The organism is Sagittula salina, assembly GCF_017813235.1.
In the GTDB taxonomy this organism is placed as follows: Bacteria; Pseudomonadota; Alphaproteobacteria; order Rhodobacterales; family Rhodobacteraceae; genus Sagittula; species Sagittula salina.
The window spans coordinates 152,710-167,380 of record NZ_JAGISH010000002.1; the positions used below are offsets into that span (position 1 = coordinate 152,710).

The 14,671-nt window shown below is 66.9% G+C and carries 15 protein-coding genes and 1 tRNA gene; 9 read left to right on the forward strand and 7 right to left on the reverse strand.

Features of this window, described 5'->3' with window-relative positions; all coding sequences use genetic code 11:
* Positions 1-83 precede the first annotated feature (83 nt).
* The 3 genes from J5474_RS04690 (at position 84) to eutC (ending at position 2,350) form a co-directional block, all read left to right on the forward strand.
* Positions 84-167 (forward strand) — tRNA-Leu (locus J5474_RS04690).
* A 69-nt stretch (positions 168-236) separates the two neighbouring features.
* Positions 237-1,610 carry an ethanolamine ammonia-lyase subunit EutB gene (locus J5474_RS04695; protein ID WP_209359650.1) on the forward strand — a complete coding sequence of 458 codons (1,374 nt, stop codon included), beginning with the start codon at positions 237-239 and terminating at the stop codon, positions 1,608-1,610.
* Between the two features lie 8 nt (positions 1,611-1,618).
* Positions 1,619-2,350 (forward strand): ethanolamine ammonia-lyase subunit EutC, encoded by a 732-nt coding sequence (gene eutC, locus J5474_RS04700; RefSeq protein WP_245216239.1) that lies wholly within the window; start codon positions 1,619-1,621, stop codon positions 2,348-2,350.
* 27 nt (positions 2,351-2,377) lie between these two features.
* On the opposite strand, the gene J5474_RS04705 is transcribed toward eutC, so the two are convergent.
* Positions 2,378-3,628: an MFS transporter gene (locus J5474_RS04705; RefSeq protein ID WP_209359652.1), complete on the reverse strand. Its 1,251-nt coding sequence runs from the start codon at positions 3,626-3,628 to the stop codon at positions 2,378-2,380.
* A gap of 172 nt (positions 3,629-3,800) precedes the next feature.
* On the opposite strand from J5474_RS04705, the gene J5474_RS04710 reads away from it, so the two are divergent.
* Both J5474_RS04710 and J5474_RS04715 read left to right on the forward strand, forming a co-directional pair.
* A complete protein-coding gene (locus J5474_RS04710; protein WP_209359653.1) occupies positions 3,801-4,436 on the forward strand; it encodes a DNA-3-methyladenine glycosylase family protein in 636 nt (211 codons plus the stop codon).
* A gap of 105 nt (positions 4,437-4,541) precedes the next feature.
* A complete protein-coding gene (locus J5474_RS04715; protein WP_209359654.1) occupies positions 4,542-5,207 on the forward strand; it encodes an alpha/beta hydrolase in 666 nt (221 codons plus the stop codon).
* A 40-nt stretch (positions 5,208-5,247) separates the two neighbouring features.
* Here J5474_RS04715 and J5474_RS04720 read toward each other — a convergent pair whose 3' ends face one another.
* Genes J5474_RS04720 through J5474_RS04745 form a run of 6 tightly spaced genes read right to left on the reverse strand, consistent with a single transcriptional unit; the run spans position 5,248 to position 11,047 of the window.
* On the reverse strand, positions 5,248-5,829 hold the full coding sequence (locus J5474_RS04720; RefSeq protein WP_209359943.1) for a VOC family protein: 582 nt from the start codon (positions 5,827-5,829) through the stop codon (positions 5,248-5,250).
* A 29-nt stretch (positions 5,830-5,858) separates the two neighbouring features.
* Positions 5,859-6,881 (reverse strand): uroporphyrinogen decarboxylase family protein, encoded by a 1,023-nt coding sequence (locus tag J5474_RS04725; protein ID WP_209359655.1) that lies wholly within the window; start codon positions 6,879-6,881, stop codon positions 5,859-5,861.
* Positions 6,882-6,941: 60 nt separating this feature from the next.
* Positions 6,942-7,778, reverse strand: coding sequence for a c-type cytochrome (locus tag J5474_RS04730; RefSeq protein WP_209359656.1), 837 nt, complete (start codon positions 7,776-7,778; stop codon positions 6,942-6,944).
* Positions 7,779-7,837: 59 nt separating this feature from the next.
* Entirely contained in the window at positions 7,838-9,349 is a 1,512-nt protein-coding gene (locus J5474_RS04735) for an amidohydrolase family protein (protein WP_209359657.1), read from the reverse strand.
* Positions 9,350-9,377: 28 nt separating this feature from the next.
* The gene (locus tag J5474_RS04740; protein WP_209359658.1) at positions 9,378-10,181 is read right to left on the reverse strand and encodes an IclR family transcriptional regulator domain-containing protein; all 804 of its coding nucleotides are present in this window, start codon (positions 10,179-10,181) and stop codon (positions 9,378-9,380) included.
* A 2-nt stretch (positions 10,182-10,183) separates the two neighbouring features.
* Positions 10,184-11,047 (reverse strand): dioxygenase family protein, encoded by an 864-nt coding sequence (locus J5474_RS04745; protein ID WP_209359659.1) that lies wholly within the window; start codon positions 11,045-11,047, stop codon positions 10,184-10,186.
* A gap of 123 nt (positions 11,048-11,170) precedes the next feature.
* On the opposite strand from J5474_RS04745, the gene J5474_RS04750 reads away from it, so the two are divergent.
* From J5474_RS04750 to J5474_RS04765, 4 genes are read left to right on the forward strand one after another with little or no spacing between them, the layout of a single operon-like run.
* Entirely contained in the window at positions 11,171-11,983 is an 813-nt protein-coding gene (locus J5474_RS04750; RefSeq protein ID WP_209359660.1) for a citryl-CoA lyase, read from the forward strand.
* Positions 11,984-11,987: 4 nt separating this feature from the next.
* A complete protein-coding gene (locus J5474_RS04755) occupies positions 11,988-13,133 on the forward strand; it encodes a CaiB/BaiF CoA transferase family protein (protein WP_209359661.1) in 1,146 nt (381 codons plus the stop codon).
* 49 nt (positions 13,134-13,182) lie between these two features.
* Positions 13,183-13,596 (forward strand): YciI family protein, encoded by a 414-nt coding sequence (locus J5474_RS04760; protein WP_209359662.1) that lies wholly within the window; start codon positions 13,183-13,185, stop codon positions 13,594-13,596.
* A gap of 23 nt (positions 13,597-13,619) precedes the next feature.
* A complete protein-coding gene (locus J5474_RS04765; protein ID WP_209359663.1) occupies positions 13,620-14,669 on the forward strand; it encodes a C4-dicarboxylate TRAP transporter substrate-binding protein in 1,050 nt (349 codons plus the stop codon).
* Positions 14,670-14,671: the final 2 nt, after the last annotated feature.

The window sequence follows — 14,671 nt, forward strand, 5'->3', positions numbered from 1 at the left end:
GGGGCGGATGCGGGGCAGGAGGTGGGGCGGGATGCATTTTCCCCTCGCACGCCGCGCGGGGCTTTGCTATTCAGCGCCGACGTGCGGGTGTGGCGGAATTGGTAGACGCACCAGATTTAGGTTCTGGCGCCTTTGGCGTGGGGGTTCGAGTCCCTTCACCCGCACCACTCTGAATTCCCTTGCAGTTCTGAGGTGGAGCCGGAAGGATCGTCGGCGATGAGCGGACGGGGCCCGGCATGACGGTTTACAGCACAACGCTCGGCGGGGAGGTGTTCCGCTTTGACGGGTTGGCACGGCTGATGGCGGCGGCGACGCCGGAGCGGTCGGGCGACCAACTGGCGGGGATCGCTGCCGGCTCGGCGGTCGAGCGGGTGGCTGCGCAGGTGGCGCTGGCGGAGGTTCCCCTGCGAGCTTTCCTTGACGAACCGCTGGTGCCCTATGAGGCGGACGAGGTCACGCGGATGATCCTCGATACCCACGACGTGGCGGCCTTTGCCCCGGTGGCGGGGATGACGGTGGGGGGCTTTCGCGACTGGCTGTTGTCAGAGCGGGTGCTGCCGGACAGGCTGGCGCGGCTGGCGAAGGGCGTGACCCCGGAGATGGCGGCGGCGGTGTCGAAACTCATGCGGAACCGTGACCTGATCGCCGTGGCCCGCAAGTGTCGCGTGCAGACAGCGTTTCGCACCACGCTCGGTCTGCCGGGGCGGATGGGGTCGCGGCTGCAGCCGAACCACCCGGCGGACGACCTGGCCGGGATCGCGGCGGCGACGCTGGACGGGTTGCTCTACGGCGTGGGGGATGCGGTGATCGGGGTGAACCCGGCCTCGGACAGCGTGGCAACGGCGACGGAGCTGTTGCACATGCTGGACGGGTTGCGCGACCGTCACGGCATTCCGGCGCAGACCTGCGTGCTGACGCATGTGACCAACACGCTGGAGATGATCGAGGCAGGAGCGCCGGTGGATCTGGTCTTTCAGTCGGTGGCGGGGACGCAGGCGGCGAACGATGGTTTCGGCGTGACGCTGGCAATGCTGGAGGAGGCGCGGCAGGCGGCGCTGTCACTGGGGCGCGGCACGGTGGGTCAGAACGTCATGTACCTGGAGACCGGGCAGGGGTCGGCGCTGTCGGCAGGGGCGCATCACGGCGTCGACCAGCAGACGCTGGAGGCGCGCGCGCAGGCGGTGGCGCGCCACATCGACCCGCTGATCGTCAACACGGTGGTGGGCTTCATCGGGCCGGAATACCTGTATGATGGCAAGCAGATCCTGCGTGCGGGGCTTGAGGATCATTTCACCGGCAAGCTGATGGGCCTGCCGATGGGGGTGGACGTCTGCTACACCAACCACGCGGAGGCGGACCAGGACGACATGGACGTTCTGATGACCTGCCTCGGGACGGCGGGGGTGCATTTCCTGATCGCGGTGCCGGGGGCGGATGATGTCATGCTGAACTACCAGAGCCTCGCCTTTCACGACATCGCGTATATGCGGGAAACGATGGGGCTGCGCGCAGCACCGGAGTACGAGGCCTGGCTGGAGGCGGTCGGGCTGGTCGAGGACGGGCGGCTCCTGCCGGAGGGGGCGGCCGCGCGGCGTCTGCTGGCGTCATGAATGTGGCGATGGATCCCTGGGCGCGGCTGCGCGCCGCCACCCCGGCGCGGATCGGGCTGGGGCGGTCGGGCTGCGCGCAGCCGTTACAGGCGCAGCTTGCCTTCCAACTCGCCCACGCGCGGGCGCGGGACGCGGTGCATGCCGCCGTCGATTGGGACGCGGTGGCGGAGACATTGCCGGGGGCGAGCGTGCGCGTGCGGTCGCAGGCGGAGGGGCGCGCGGACTACCTCAAGCGGCCCGACCTCGGACGTCGGCTGGCGGAGGGCGCGGCGCTGGATGTGGGCAACCCGCCGGATGTGGTACTGGTGATCGCGGACGGTCTGTCGGCAGCGGCAGTCGCAGCCTCGGGTGCGGCGGTCGCGCGGGCGGTGATGGGGGCCCTGCCGGAACTGTCCTTTGGTCCGGTGGTTCTCGCGGAGCAGTCGCGCGTCGCTATCGGGGACGAGATCGGCCACCGCTTGGGCGCACGGCTGGTGGTGCTGCTGGTGGGCGAACGGCCGGGGCTGACGGTGGCCGACAGCCTTGGCGCCTATGTCACCTACGCTCCGCGCGTCGGGCGCCGTGATAGCGAGCGCAACTGCGTGTCGAACATTCACGGGCAGGGCGGTCTTTCGGCGGAGGCGGCGGCGCGCACGATCGCGTGGCTGGTACGTGCGGCGCTGGATCGGGGCCTGACCGGGACCGGGTTGAAGGACGCGTCCCTGGCCCGCGGCGCGGAGGCCGGTCAGTTAGAGCCTTGAATCGGGCGTTTCCGGTCTGAACGCGCCTCAGGCCGGGTCTTTGGGGCGCAGCCAGAGCCAGATCAGCGCACCGCCCGCCAACACGAGGAAGGGCGCCATGGCGAGGTTGACGGCGGTCCAGCCTTCTTGCGGGGCACCGCCGGAGCAGTTCATCAGTCCGCCCGAGGCCAGCGAGGCGAAGGTCACCGCGCCGAACACGATCAGGTCGTTGAGCCCCTGCATCCGCCCGCGTTCGTGCGCCTCGTGCGCGCCCGCCAGCATGGAGGTCGCGCCGATGAAACCGAAATTCCAGCCGATGCCCAGCAGAACCAGTGCGACGAAGAACTGGCTGAGGTCGACGCCGGACAGGCCCACCGCGCCCGCGGCGGCGAGGATCACGAGGCCGATGGCCATGATGCGTTCGACCCCGAAGCGCGCGATCAGGTGACCGGTAAAGAAGCTGGGAGCGAACATGGCGAGCACATGGGCGGTGACGACATTTGCGGCGTCGCCCTTTTCAAAGCCGCAACCGACGACGGCCAGCGGCGTCGAGGTCATCACGAGGTTCATCAGCGCGTAGGAGACGGCGGCGACGATCACCGCGACGGCGATGCGCGGGGTTTTCAGCAACTCCAGACGGCTGCGGCCTCTGGGAGCGTCCTCCGACGGGACGGGAGGTTTCGGGATGTCGAGAAAGAGGAACAGGAAAGAACCGATCAGGTTGACCGCGATCACGGCAGCATATGTGCCGAGGAAGGGGACCACGTAGGCGTCGGCAGTGAGTTTGACCAGTTGCGGGCCGATCACGGCCGAGGCCAACCCGCCCGCCATGACGTAAGAGATCGCCTTGGGCCGGAAATCGTCCGATGCGCTGTCGGCGGCGGCAAATCGATAGAAGCCCTGCGCCGACATGTAGACACCGGTGACGAGGCTGCCCAGCAGGAAGACCGGGAAGGAGTTGGAGAACAGCCCCCAGACCCCGATGGCCCCACCCAGCGCGCCCGCGCCCGCCCCAAGGAAGAAGCCTGCGCGGCGTCCGTGCTTCTGCATCAGGGCGGAGACCGGCGTGGCCGCCAGCATCGACCCCAGCACGATCAGCGAGATCGGCAGGGTGGCAAAGCATGGGTTGGGCGCAAGGCTTTGGCCCGCAAGGCCACCGATGGTGAAGATCATCGGCATCTGGGCGCCGAGGATCGCCTGCGCCAGAACCAGAACCGTGACATTACGGCGGGCGCGGGAGTCGGCCGGAGTGGTGGCGTTGGTGGCGGTCTGCGTGGCAGTCTGGGGGGGCTTGGTCATGGGCGAAGTGGTAGGAGCGTGGCAGAGCCATCGCAAGAGGTGAATATGTGCGGGGTACAATTGCGCATGACGCAGGGGCTTTTGCGCAAGCTTCGGGTCGTGGCGGGGCGGATGGCGCATGAGGTTGCGCCTTTGACAGGTGCCGGGCAGGGTGCCGGAAAAGGAGCATTAGATGAGCGGGATCGAACGGATCATCCGGGGCGAGGACTGCGTGGCGGAGGGGGCGGCGTGGCTTGCGGCGCGGGAGCCGCGCTTTGCCCGCGCGCTGGAGGCCACCGGGCCGCTGCCCCTGCGGCTGCGTCCCGACGGGTTCGGGCAGTTGCTGGGCGCCATCGTCAGCCAGCAGGTCAGTGTCGCTTCCGCGCGGGCGATCTGGGCCCGGCTGGAGGCGGGCGGCATGGTGACGGAGGCGGCAGTGGCCGCCGCGTCCGAGGAGGATCTGCGCGGCCTCGGCCTGTCGCGGCAAAAGGCGTCCTATGCGCAGGCTCTGGCACGGGCGGGGGTGGATTTCGGCGCGCTGCGTGACATGCCCACGGCGGATGTGGTGAAAACTCTGGTGGCGGTGAAGGGCATCGGCGTCTGGACCGCCGAGATCTACGCCATGTTCAGCCTCGGCCGCGCCGATGTCTTTGCGCCCGGCGATCTGGCCTTGCAAGAAGGCGTGCGGATGCTGTTCGCGCTGGAGGAGCGCCCGAAGGAACGCGCGCTGCGCAGCATGGCAGAGGACTGGGCTCCGTGGCGGTCGGTCGCGGCACGGCTGCTTTGGGCCTATTACCATGTCGAAAAGCAGCGCGAGGGGATCGCCTGAGGGGGCGGGGCCGTTTTCCGGCTCGAATCCCGGCGGGCTTGCGGGTATCGCTGGGTGCAAAGGCGGGCTGGCGCCCCGCGCGAGAGGCAAGGGAAGGATGAGGCGATGACGAGGGTTTTGACAACGGGCCGCAAGGAACCGGTTTCGGGCGATGTGCGGTCCTGCGTGGTGTTCCTGCACGGCTACGGCGCGAACGGGGCGGATCTGCTGGGGCTTGCCGATCCGCTGGGAGAACACCTGCCGGATACGCTTTTCGTGGCGCCTGACGCACCCGAAAGCTGTGCGGGCGCGCCCATGGGCTACCAGTGGTTCCCGATCCCGTGGATCGACGGGTCGTCCGAAGAGGAAAGCATGGCGGGCATGGCGCGGGCGATCGATGACCTCGACGCCTTTCTCGACGCGCTGATGGTGGACGAGGACCTGCTGCCGGAGCAGGTCTGTCTGGTGGGGTTCAGCCAGGGCACGATGATGTCGCTGCATGTCGGACCGCGGCGGGAGGACGAGGTGGCGGGGATCGTCGGCTTCTCAGGTCGGCTGCTGCAGCCGGAACTGCTGGCCGACGAGGTGCAGTCGCGCCCGCCTGTGCTGCTGCTGCACGGCGACATGGACGACGTGGTTCCGGTGCAATCGCTGCCGGAGGCGGCAGAGGCGTTGCAGGGCGCGGGCTGGACCGAGGTCTACGCGCACGTGATGAAGGGCACCGGGCACGGCATCGCGCCCGACGGGCTTTCGGTGGCGCTGGCCTTCATTCGGGACAAGTGCGGATTCTGAGGCCGGCGCGCAGGATGTCGCCCGCCAGGGCGCGTGGGGTTCAGTAAGGGTTGCGCGCGCCGCGATCGTCGGACAGCGTACCCTGCCTGTGCCGGACCAGCAGTTCGATGGCGTCGGCGAGGTGTTCGCGGTCGATGTGGTGATCGCCGCGCGCGACGCGGATGCGGTGCGCCTCGATCATGACATCGGCGTGGCGGCAGCCTTCGGGCGGCTCGAACCGGTAGGAGGCGAGCTCAAGCCGCAGGCCCAGCGGGTCGCGGAAGTAGATTGAATCCATGAAGCCGCGATCCACCGGGCCAGAATGGGTCACCCCGCGTGCATCGAGCCGTGCGGCGACCTGCCAGAAGGTCGCCTGGCTGACGTTGAGCGCGAGGTGATGCAGCGACCCCGTAGCCTCCGGCACCGGGTCGGGGTCGGGTTTGCGCGTTTCATTGGTGAAGATGGTGATCAGCCGCCCGTCGCCGGGGTCGAAGTAGAGATGCCCTTCGTCCGGGTTGTCCAGGTTGGGCTGGTCAAAGATGAAGGGCATCCCCAGCACGCCCTCCCAGAAGTCGATGGAGGTCTGGCGGTCGGCGCCGATGATCGTGATGTGGTGCACGCCCTGCGTCTGGATCTTGCGCAACTCGGTGGTGTCGGTCATGTTCTCTCTCCTCAGCCGTATTCCGCCCTGACAATGGCCGCGCCGTCCGCCATCGCCTTCATCTTGCCGAAGGCCACGTCCCGCGGCAGGTATTTCAGCCCGCAGTCCGGTGCCACGACGACCTTGTCCGCGTCCACATGCGGCAGCGCGCGGCGGATGCGCTGCGCGATGATCTCCGGCGTCTCGACCGTCAGGTCAGAGAGGTCGAGCACGCCCACCATGATCGTCTTGCCGCGCAACGTCTCCAGCACGGAGGTGTCGAGGTTCGCCTGCGCCGTCTCGATGCTGATCTGGTCGCAGGTGCAGTGTTTCATCTGGGGCAGGAAGGAATAGCCCTCGGGGCGGGACTTTGTCAGGGCAGCGTAGCCAAAGCAGATGTGCACAGCGGTGGTGCCCGCAGCGCCTTCGAGCGCCTTGTTGATCGCCTCCACGCCGTAGTCCTCGGCGATGTCGGGTTTGCCCTGAAGCCATGGTTCGTCGAGCTGCACGAGGTCGGCACCGGCGGCAAAAAGGTCGGCGATCTCTTCCTTCACGGCCTGCGCGTAGTCCATCGCGGCGTCGGCGGTGGAGGGGTAGTAATCGTTCTGGGCCTGAAGGCTCATGGTGAAGGGGCCGGGCAGGGTGATCTTGACCTTGCGGTCGGTGTGGGCGCGCAGGAATTTCAGGTCTTCGACCTCGACCGGGCGGGCGCGGCGGATCGGGCCGGTGATGCGCGGCACCGGCACCGGGCTGCCGGAGCGGGTCATCACCGTGCCGTAGTTGTCGAGGTCGAGCCCGTCGAGCGCGGTGGCGAAGCGGTTCGAATAGCTTTCGCGGCGGATCTCGCCGTCGGTGACGATGTCAAGACCGGCTTCTTCCTGCTCGCGGATGGCGATGCGGGTGGCGTCGTCCTGCGCCTCTTTCAGAAAGGGTTCCGGGATGCGCCAGAGTTCCCTGGCGCGGGTACGCGGCGGGTACTGGCCTTTGAGCTTTTCGCGGTCGATCAGCCAGTCGGGCTGGCAGTAGCTGCCGACGAGCGTGGTGGGAAAGAGCATGGGGAGCCTCGCGATGCGTTGGTGGGAGGCGGCGCCGCAGGGCACGGCGCCGCCGGTGTGTCAGATGTCGGGTTTGCCGGGGATAGCCCGCAGGTAAAGCACGATGGCATCGAGATCGGCATCGTCCATCCGGGCAAGGTAGCCGTAGGGCATGGGGGGCAGCATGGCGCTGCCGTCGGGGCGGAGGCCCTGCACGATCATCGCCTTCAACTCCGCGTCGGAATAGCCCGCAAGACCGTCCTCATGGTCGGTCAGGTTGGGTGCCACGCTGGTGCCCCAGGGGCCGTGGAACTCGAAACCGCCACGGGCAAAGCCTTCCGGGCTCCAGTCCGGGCCTTTTGGCGTCATCGGGCTGTGGCATTCCATGCAGTGGCCGAGCGCCGCGAGGTAGCTGCCGTAGTCTGCGGTCACGCCCGGCGCGGGTGCCGTGACGGGGGCGGTGGTCGGCGGGCCGTAGGCGGGCGGCAGCGGGACGTGGTAGGTGCTGGTGCCGGGATCGTTTTCCACCGCCGGCGCGGCGCGCAGATAAGCGACGATGGCAGAGAGGTCATCGTCGGAGATCGCCCGGTAGGCGGCAAAGGGCATCGGTGGCCCGATGATCGACCCGTCCGGTCGGATGCCTTCGCGGATGGCGCGGGCAAGGTCCGCGTCGGACCAGTCGGCGATCCGCCCGGCGGGCGTGATGTTCGGGGCGACGGCGCGGAAGGCCGCGCTGTCCTCGACCACGCGGCCGGACAGGTCGGCCCCGTGGTCGGGACCCTGCGGCCCCATCGGCGTGTGGCAATTGCCGCAGCCCATGATGGACTGGACGAGGTATTCGCCCCGCGCAGCGTCGCCTTCGGCGCAGGCGGCGGTGACGGCGGAACACAGTGCGGTCGTGAGTATCAGACGGTTCATTCTACCCCTCCCTCGGGTCGGGAAGGCCGGTCGGCGTGACGGCCTTCCTGTCGCCCAGATTACGCGAAGAGGTCGCGTTCCACACCAGCTTTTTCGAAGATGTAATCGCGGCTCTGTTCGAGTTCGCGGCGCAGTTTGCCGAGGTCGTGACCCAGCAGCTTGCCCTGCCATTTGCGGATCTTGCCCGCGACCATGACGGTGTCGACGTTGGAGCGGTCCATCAGCGTGACCACGGCGCCGGGGGCGTTGTTGAGTGGCGCCACGTTGATCGCCTCCGCGTCGAGCAGGATGATGTCGGCCTCCTTGCCCGGTGTCAGGGAGCCGGTCTTGCGGTCCAGGCGCAGGCCCCTTGCGCCCTCGATGGTGGCGTGGCGGATGGCGTCGGCGGTGCGCATGAGCGCCGGATGATCCGCCTCCCCGGACAGCGCGCGTTCGTTGGCGCGCATCCGTTGCAGGGTTATCAGGCCGCGCATCTGGGTGAAGAAATCCGCCGACATGGTGCATTCCACGTCCGAGGACAGCGACACCGACATGCCGAGGTCGAGCGCCTTCTGGATCGGCGGCTCGCCGTGGCGCATGTGCATCTCGATCGGGACCGAGAGCGAGACATGCGCGCCCGCGTCCGCCGCCGCCTTCCACGCGTCGTCGGTCATGCCGGTCATGTGGATGAAGATGTTGTCGGGTCCGAAGACACCCTTCCTTGCCAGCGCGTCAAAGGTGGGTGTCATGCCAAAGGTGGTCACGACGTGCAGCGCGATCTGGAGGTCGAGTTCGCGGCCGATCTTCCACATCTCCTCGTAGCCGTCGATGTAGATCTCGCCGCCCATGACCATGCTCAGAAGCTGGTCGTCGGAGGAAAAGTAGCGTTCGCGGATGCGGCGGGCGCCGCCGGGGTGTTCCTTGCCTTCCCACCAGCCCTCGAAGTAGCCGAAGACGCCGCGCCGGCCGGCGTCGCGCAGGCCCTCGATGGCGGCGTCGGAGTGTTCGGCGGAGTGGTGAATCTGGCTGACGTCCATCACCGTGGTCACCCCCGCGTCAAGCTGCGCGAGCCCGCCGTAGAGTTCGTTGATGTAGACATCTTCGGGGCGGTAGTGCTGCGAGAAATTGAGCAGCATGGTTTCGTAATAGTTCTTCGCGTTCTCCGGCTTGCCGTCGTTGACCACGATTGCGTCGGAAAGGGAGGACCGCAGGCCGGTTTCGAACTGGTGGTGGTGAGTGTCAATGAATCCGGGCATGACGATCTTGCCTGAGGCGTCGATCACATGGGCGTCGGGGGCGTCGATCTGCGCGGCGACCTCGACGATCTTCGTGCCCTCCACCAGCACATCGCCCTTCGGGTAATTGCCGACAGCGTCGTCGACCGACATGACCACGCCGCCCCTGATCAGGATACGGGTGCCCTTCTGGCCGGAAAGTTCGGGCAGGGGGGCGGCGGTGATCTGTGTCGCGGCGGCCTCTGCCGCGCGGGCGCCGGAAGCGGTTCCCGAACTGCTTTCCGTCGGTGCCGCCATCAACGGGGCCTTGCCGGGGCATAGTGCCCGGGGTGTCGCGGGGTTGCAAAGTCTGCACATGGTCTGTCTCCTCCCAGAGCCGTTTTTTCTAGCCGCCGAGTACCGCCCTCAGGGTCGGGTAGCGGGTCAGTTGATGTGCGATGTGGCTGGCTGCCTCCTGCAGGGCGGGCAGCCGCTCTTCGACCAGCTGTTCGGGGGTGATCATCCCGGTATAGCCCGAGGTGTTGAGCGCGGCGATGGTGGCGCCGTCGGGGCCACGGATCGGCACTGCCAGCGCGGTGATGCCGTAATCCAGCTGGTCGACGGTGGTGGCATGGCCGTCGCGGCGGGCGACCATGATCGCCGCGCGCAGGGCCTGCGGGTTGGTGCAGGTACGCGATGTCAGTTTGCGGGGGGTATAGGCGCGCAGGTAGGCGTCGATCTTTTCGTCCGGCAGTCCCGCCAGCAGCACCCGTCCCATGGATGTGGCGTAGGCCGGGTAGCGTGCGCCCGCCACGGCCGCCGCGCGGCGCGCGCGCTGCACGGTGACGTGAGCGACATAGATCACGTCCTCGCCGTCCAGCGTGCCAACAGAGGACGCATCGCCGAAGCGGTCGACGATGCCGCGCAGGTCCTCTTGCAGCACCTCGTCGATGCGCGCGCTGAAATAGAAGGCAGAGCCGAGCGCCATCAGCTTTGGCCGCAGGTGAAACCGCTTTTCCCTGCGGCCGATGTAGCCCAGCGTTTCCAGCGTCAAGAGCGAGCGGCGCGCGGCGGCGGGGCTGAGACCCACGCGGCGCGCGACCTCCGACAGGGTCATTTCCGGATTGGCGGCATCAAAGGCCTCGAGGATGCCGATGCCCTTGGCCAGAGCCTCGACGAATTCGGCCGGTTTCTCGCCTGTCTCCACCATGCTCAGCCTTCCGGCGCCAGCACGAAATCGAAGGCGCAGACCGCGTCGGGGGTCTTGTCCAGCGCGTAGCCCAGCGCGGCGACATCCTTTGCCGGAGAAACCTTGGCGATCAGGGATTTACGCACGCCGAAGACGGCGTCGTTGTCGATATATTCCATGTTCTCGAAGAAGACTTCGGTGGTTATGGCGTTCATGCCCGGCGCGCGCACGATGTAATGCAGGTGCGCGGGGCGCCACGCATGGCGGTTGCCAGCGCGCAGCAGCCTGCCCACGGGACCGTCGTAGGGGACGGTGTAGGGCTTGGGCAGGACCGTGGTATAGTAGAACCGGCCCTGCTCGTCGGCTTCGAAGACGCCGCGCAGGTCGTATTTGTCCTGCCCCTGCTCCTGTTCCTGAATGGGGTAGGTGCCCGCCGCGTCGGCCTGCCACGTGTCGATGACGGCGCCGGGCAGCGGATTGTGCAGGGTGTCGGTGATCTTGCCGTGCACGAGGATGCAGACCCCGTCGCGGTCGTCCGACAGGTCGCTGCCCAGTTGCTTGCGCGGGGCCTCGTCAAGGTAGAAGGGCCCGAGGTTCGACCCTTCGGTCGCGCCGCCCTTGGTGTTGATCATGTCGACCAGCGCGGAAAAGCCCAGCACGTCCGACAGCAGGATGAATTCGTGCCGCTCCGGGGTGGAGATCTGGCCGCAGTCATAGAGGAAATTCAGCACGCCCATCCATTCCTCATGCGTGACCTGATGCTCGCGCGTGTAGTCGTGAAGGTGGTCGAGCAGCCCGTGCAATAGCTGTTCGAAGCGGCTGCCCTGTTCCGTTTCGAAAGTTTTCTTCACCGCGTCCGTAATGGTGAACTGGTTGATATCCCGCATTGATTTCCTCCCTGGTCGGCATCGCGCGCCATGGCGGCGATAATTGACTTGACGTAAAGCTAAACGCGTCCATAATTTTCGGCAAGAGCAAAAATTTTCGCATTGCGAAAAGTGGGAGATCACATGCGTATCGGAAAACAGGACCAGTCCTTTACCGCCATCGCCACGTCGGACGCCGAAAGCGTGACCGTCCGGGGGTTCGACCTCTGCGAGGACCTGATCGGGAAAATCAATTTCACCGATTACTTCTGGCTCCTGGTGCTGGGCGAAAAACCGTCACAGGCGCAGCGCGACATGATGGACGCGTGCCTTGTCGCCATCGCCGAGCACGGGCTGGTGCCGTCGGTGCAGGCGGCGCGCATGACGCTGGCGGCGGGGCCGGACGCATGGCAGGGCGCCATGGCGGCAGGGTTGCTGGGCATGGGCAGCGTCGTGGCGGGCAGTTCCGAGGCGGCGGGGCAGTATCTGGGAGAGGTGATCGCGCAGGCGGAGGCCGACGGCACCGACATCGAGACCGCCGCCATCGCCAGCCTGAAGGCGCACAAGGCGCAGCGCCGCAAGGTCGCCGGCCTGGGCCACCCGCAGCACAGCGGAGGCGACCCACGCGCCGACCGGCTGCTGGCCATTGCCGACGAACTCGGCGTTTCAGGTAAGTATATCGAGACGCTGCGGATGCTGGGCAAGCACGCCTCGGGCATCATAGAACGGCCCTTGCCGATCAATGTCTCGGGCGCGATCCCGGCGTGTATCCTCGACGCGGGCTGGCCGCCGGAGGCGATCAAGGCGGTGCCGCTTCTGGCGCGGTCGGCGGGGCTGTCGGCGCATTTGTTCGAGGAAGCCCAGCGGTCGATCGGTTTCATCATGTCGCACAAGGCCGACCTTGCCATTGCCTATGACGGCAAGCCTTCGGCCCGGTCGTCCACGGCAGCGGAGTGAACCGATGGTGAAGATTCTCAAGGACATCCGGGTGGTCGAACTGGGCACCTACATCACCGGGCCGGCGGCGGGGATGCATCTGGCCGATCTCGGTGCCGACGTCATCAAGGTGGAGCGGCCCGGCACCGGCGACCCGTTCCGCACCTTCAAGGGCGGGCTTTATTCGCCGCATTACCAGACCTACAACCGCAACAAGCGGTCCATCGCGCTGGACACCAGGGATCCGGCGGATCTGGCCGTGCTGCACGAACTGGTGGCGACGGCGGATGTCTTCATCCAGAACTTCCGCCCCGGCGTGGCCGAGAAACTGGGCGCGGGCGAGGAGGCGCTGCGCCGCGTGCGCCCCGATCTGATCTATTGCGCCATCTCGGGCTTTGGCACCTCCGGGCCATCGCGCGACCGTCCGGCCTATGATACGGTGGCGCAGGCCGCGAGCGGTTACCTGCGGCTGCTGACCCCACCGACCAATCCGCGCGTCATCGGCCCCGCCATCGCCGACGCCGTGACCGGGCAATACGCCGCCATGGGCATCCTCGCCGCATTGCTGGAACGCGCGAAGACCGGCGAGGGCCGCAGGCTGGATATCTCCATGCTGGAGGCCATGTGCCATTTCAACCTCGACAGCTTCACGCATTACTATTCTGTGAACGAGGTCATGGGCCCGCTGTCGCGCCCTGTGGTGTCACAGTCCTACACGTTCGAATGCGCGGACGGGAAATGGGTGGCGATCCACATGTCATCGCCCACCAAGTTCTGGGAGGGGCTGCTGGCCGCCACCGGGCAGGAGCAGCTTACGGACGATCCGCGCTTTGCCGAGCGGCTGGAGCGGATCAAGCATCAGGACGCACTGATCGACCACTTTACGCCGGTCTTCCTGACGCGGACGCGGGATGCTTGGTGCGACCTGTTGCGCGACCACGAGGTGCCGCATTCGCCGGCCTACGATTCCGACGAGGCGTTGGAGGACCCGCAGGCGCGGCATCTGAAGATCAAGGTGGAGGCGCCGTCCTCGGAGCTGGGCACCTTCACCACGGTGCGCGCGCCCTACAACTTCGACGGCGCGCCGGAACTCGACGTGCTGCCGCCGCCGGTGCTGGACGAACACGGCGCGGAGATCCGGGCCGAACTGGCAAAGGCGCGGGCGGGGTAGGTCGGAAAGTGCCTGCGAAGGTCACACGTCTTGCAAGGGGAGGTGCGGGATGAGCGAAGACAAATCGGGTGCGGGGCCGAAATCGGTGCCGCGCGAAGCGGTGCTGGAGGCCTCGAAGGGGATGCTGCAGCGCCAGCTTTACGCGATTTTCACGACGCCGGTGGACGGGCTCGGGCCAGTCTTTGCCGTGATCGAGGAGCATCTGCAATATCAGGTCGGGCTGGAGGCGGAGGGCATCCTGCACGCCGCCGGTCCGATGTGGACCGACGACGAGAAAAGTTGGGAGGGCGAGGGGATGGTCGTGGTGCGTGCCGCGTCGTGCGCGGAGGCCATCGCCATCGCGGAACGTGACCCGATGCACAAGGCGGGCGCGCGGCGGTTCACGGTGCGGCCGTGGCTGGTGAACGAGGGGTCGATCACCATCACGCTGAACAACTCCAGCCAGACATTCACGATAAGGTAACAATACCAAAGGGGAGGACTGACATGAAGGTACTACGCAACGCGCTGTTCGCGGGTCTGCTGGCGATGCCGGTGCACGCGGAGGAGGTGATCGACCTGACGGTGGCGTCGAGCCATCCGACGGTGGTGCCCTGGGTGGGTATGATCCAGACGCATTTCATGGCCCGGACGGACGAGATCCTCGCCGAGACCGGCAACTACAGGATCGCGTGGAACGAGGCATTCGGCGGCCAGCTTTACAAGGCGAACGCGACGCTGACATCGGTCGAAGACGGTATCACCGATGTGGGCTGGGTGTTTTCCTTCCTCGAACAGGCCAAGCTGCCGTTGAGCCAGGCGTCGTCCAACGCGCCGTTCTCGACCTCGAATCCGGCGTTGCAACTGGAGGTGCATCAGCAGCTTCTGGAAAGCAACGAGGCTTTCCGCAACGAATGGGAGCAGCATAACCTGAAGGTTCTGGGGCTGACCGGCACCGACCTCTATGACATCTACACCAAGGCCCCGCTGGACGGCATCGACGCCATCGACGGGATGAAGCTTTCGGCCCCCGGCGTGCTGGGCACCTGGCTGCGCGGCACTGGCGCCAACGCGGTCGATGGCGCGCTGACCACCTTCTACACCGACGTGCAGACAGGGGTTTCCGATGGCGCGGTGACGCTGGCGCTGGGCGCTTTGCCGATCAAGCTTTATGAGGTCGCGCCCTACATCAACCGGTTCGACGCGGGCGGTGCCTTTTCCGGCGCGGTGGCGATCAACCGCGACACATGGGATGGCCTGCCCGAGGAAGTGCAGACCGCCATGGTCGAGGCGGGCAAGTATTACACCCAGGCGCATGGCAAGGATCTGGTAGAACGTCACGAGGCGGCGCTGAACAAGATGGTTGAACTGGGCGCCAAGGTCGTGGACATGCCGGATGGCGAACTGGTGAAATGGGTCAACAAGATGCCCGATGTCGCCAGCGACTGGGCGACCCCGCTGGAAGAGCGGGGCATCCCCGCGCGTGCCTTCCTGTCGGAGTACCTCGATGCGCTGCGCGCGCGCGGCGAAACGCCCGCCCGCGACTGGGACAAATAAGC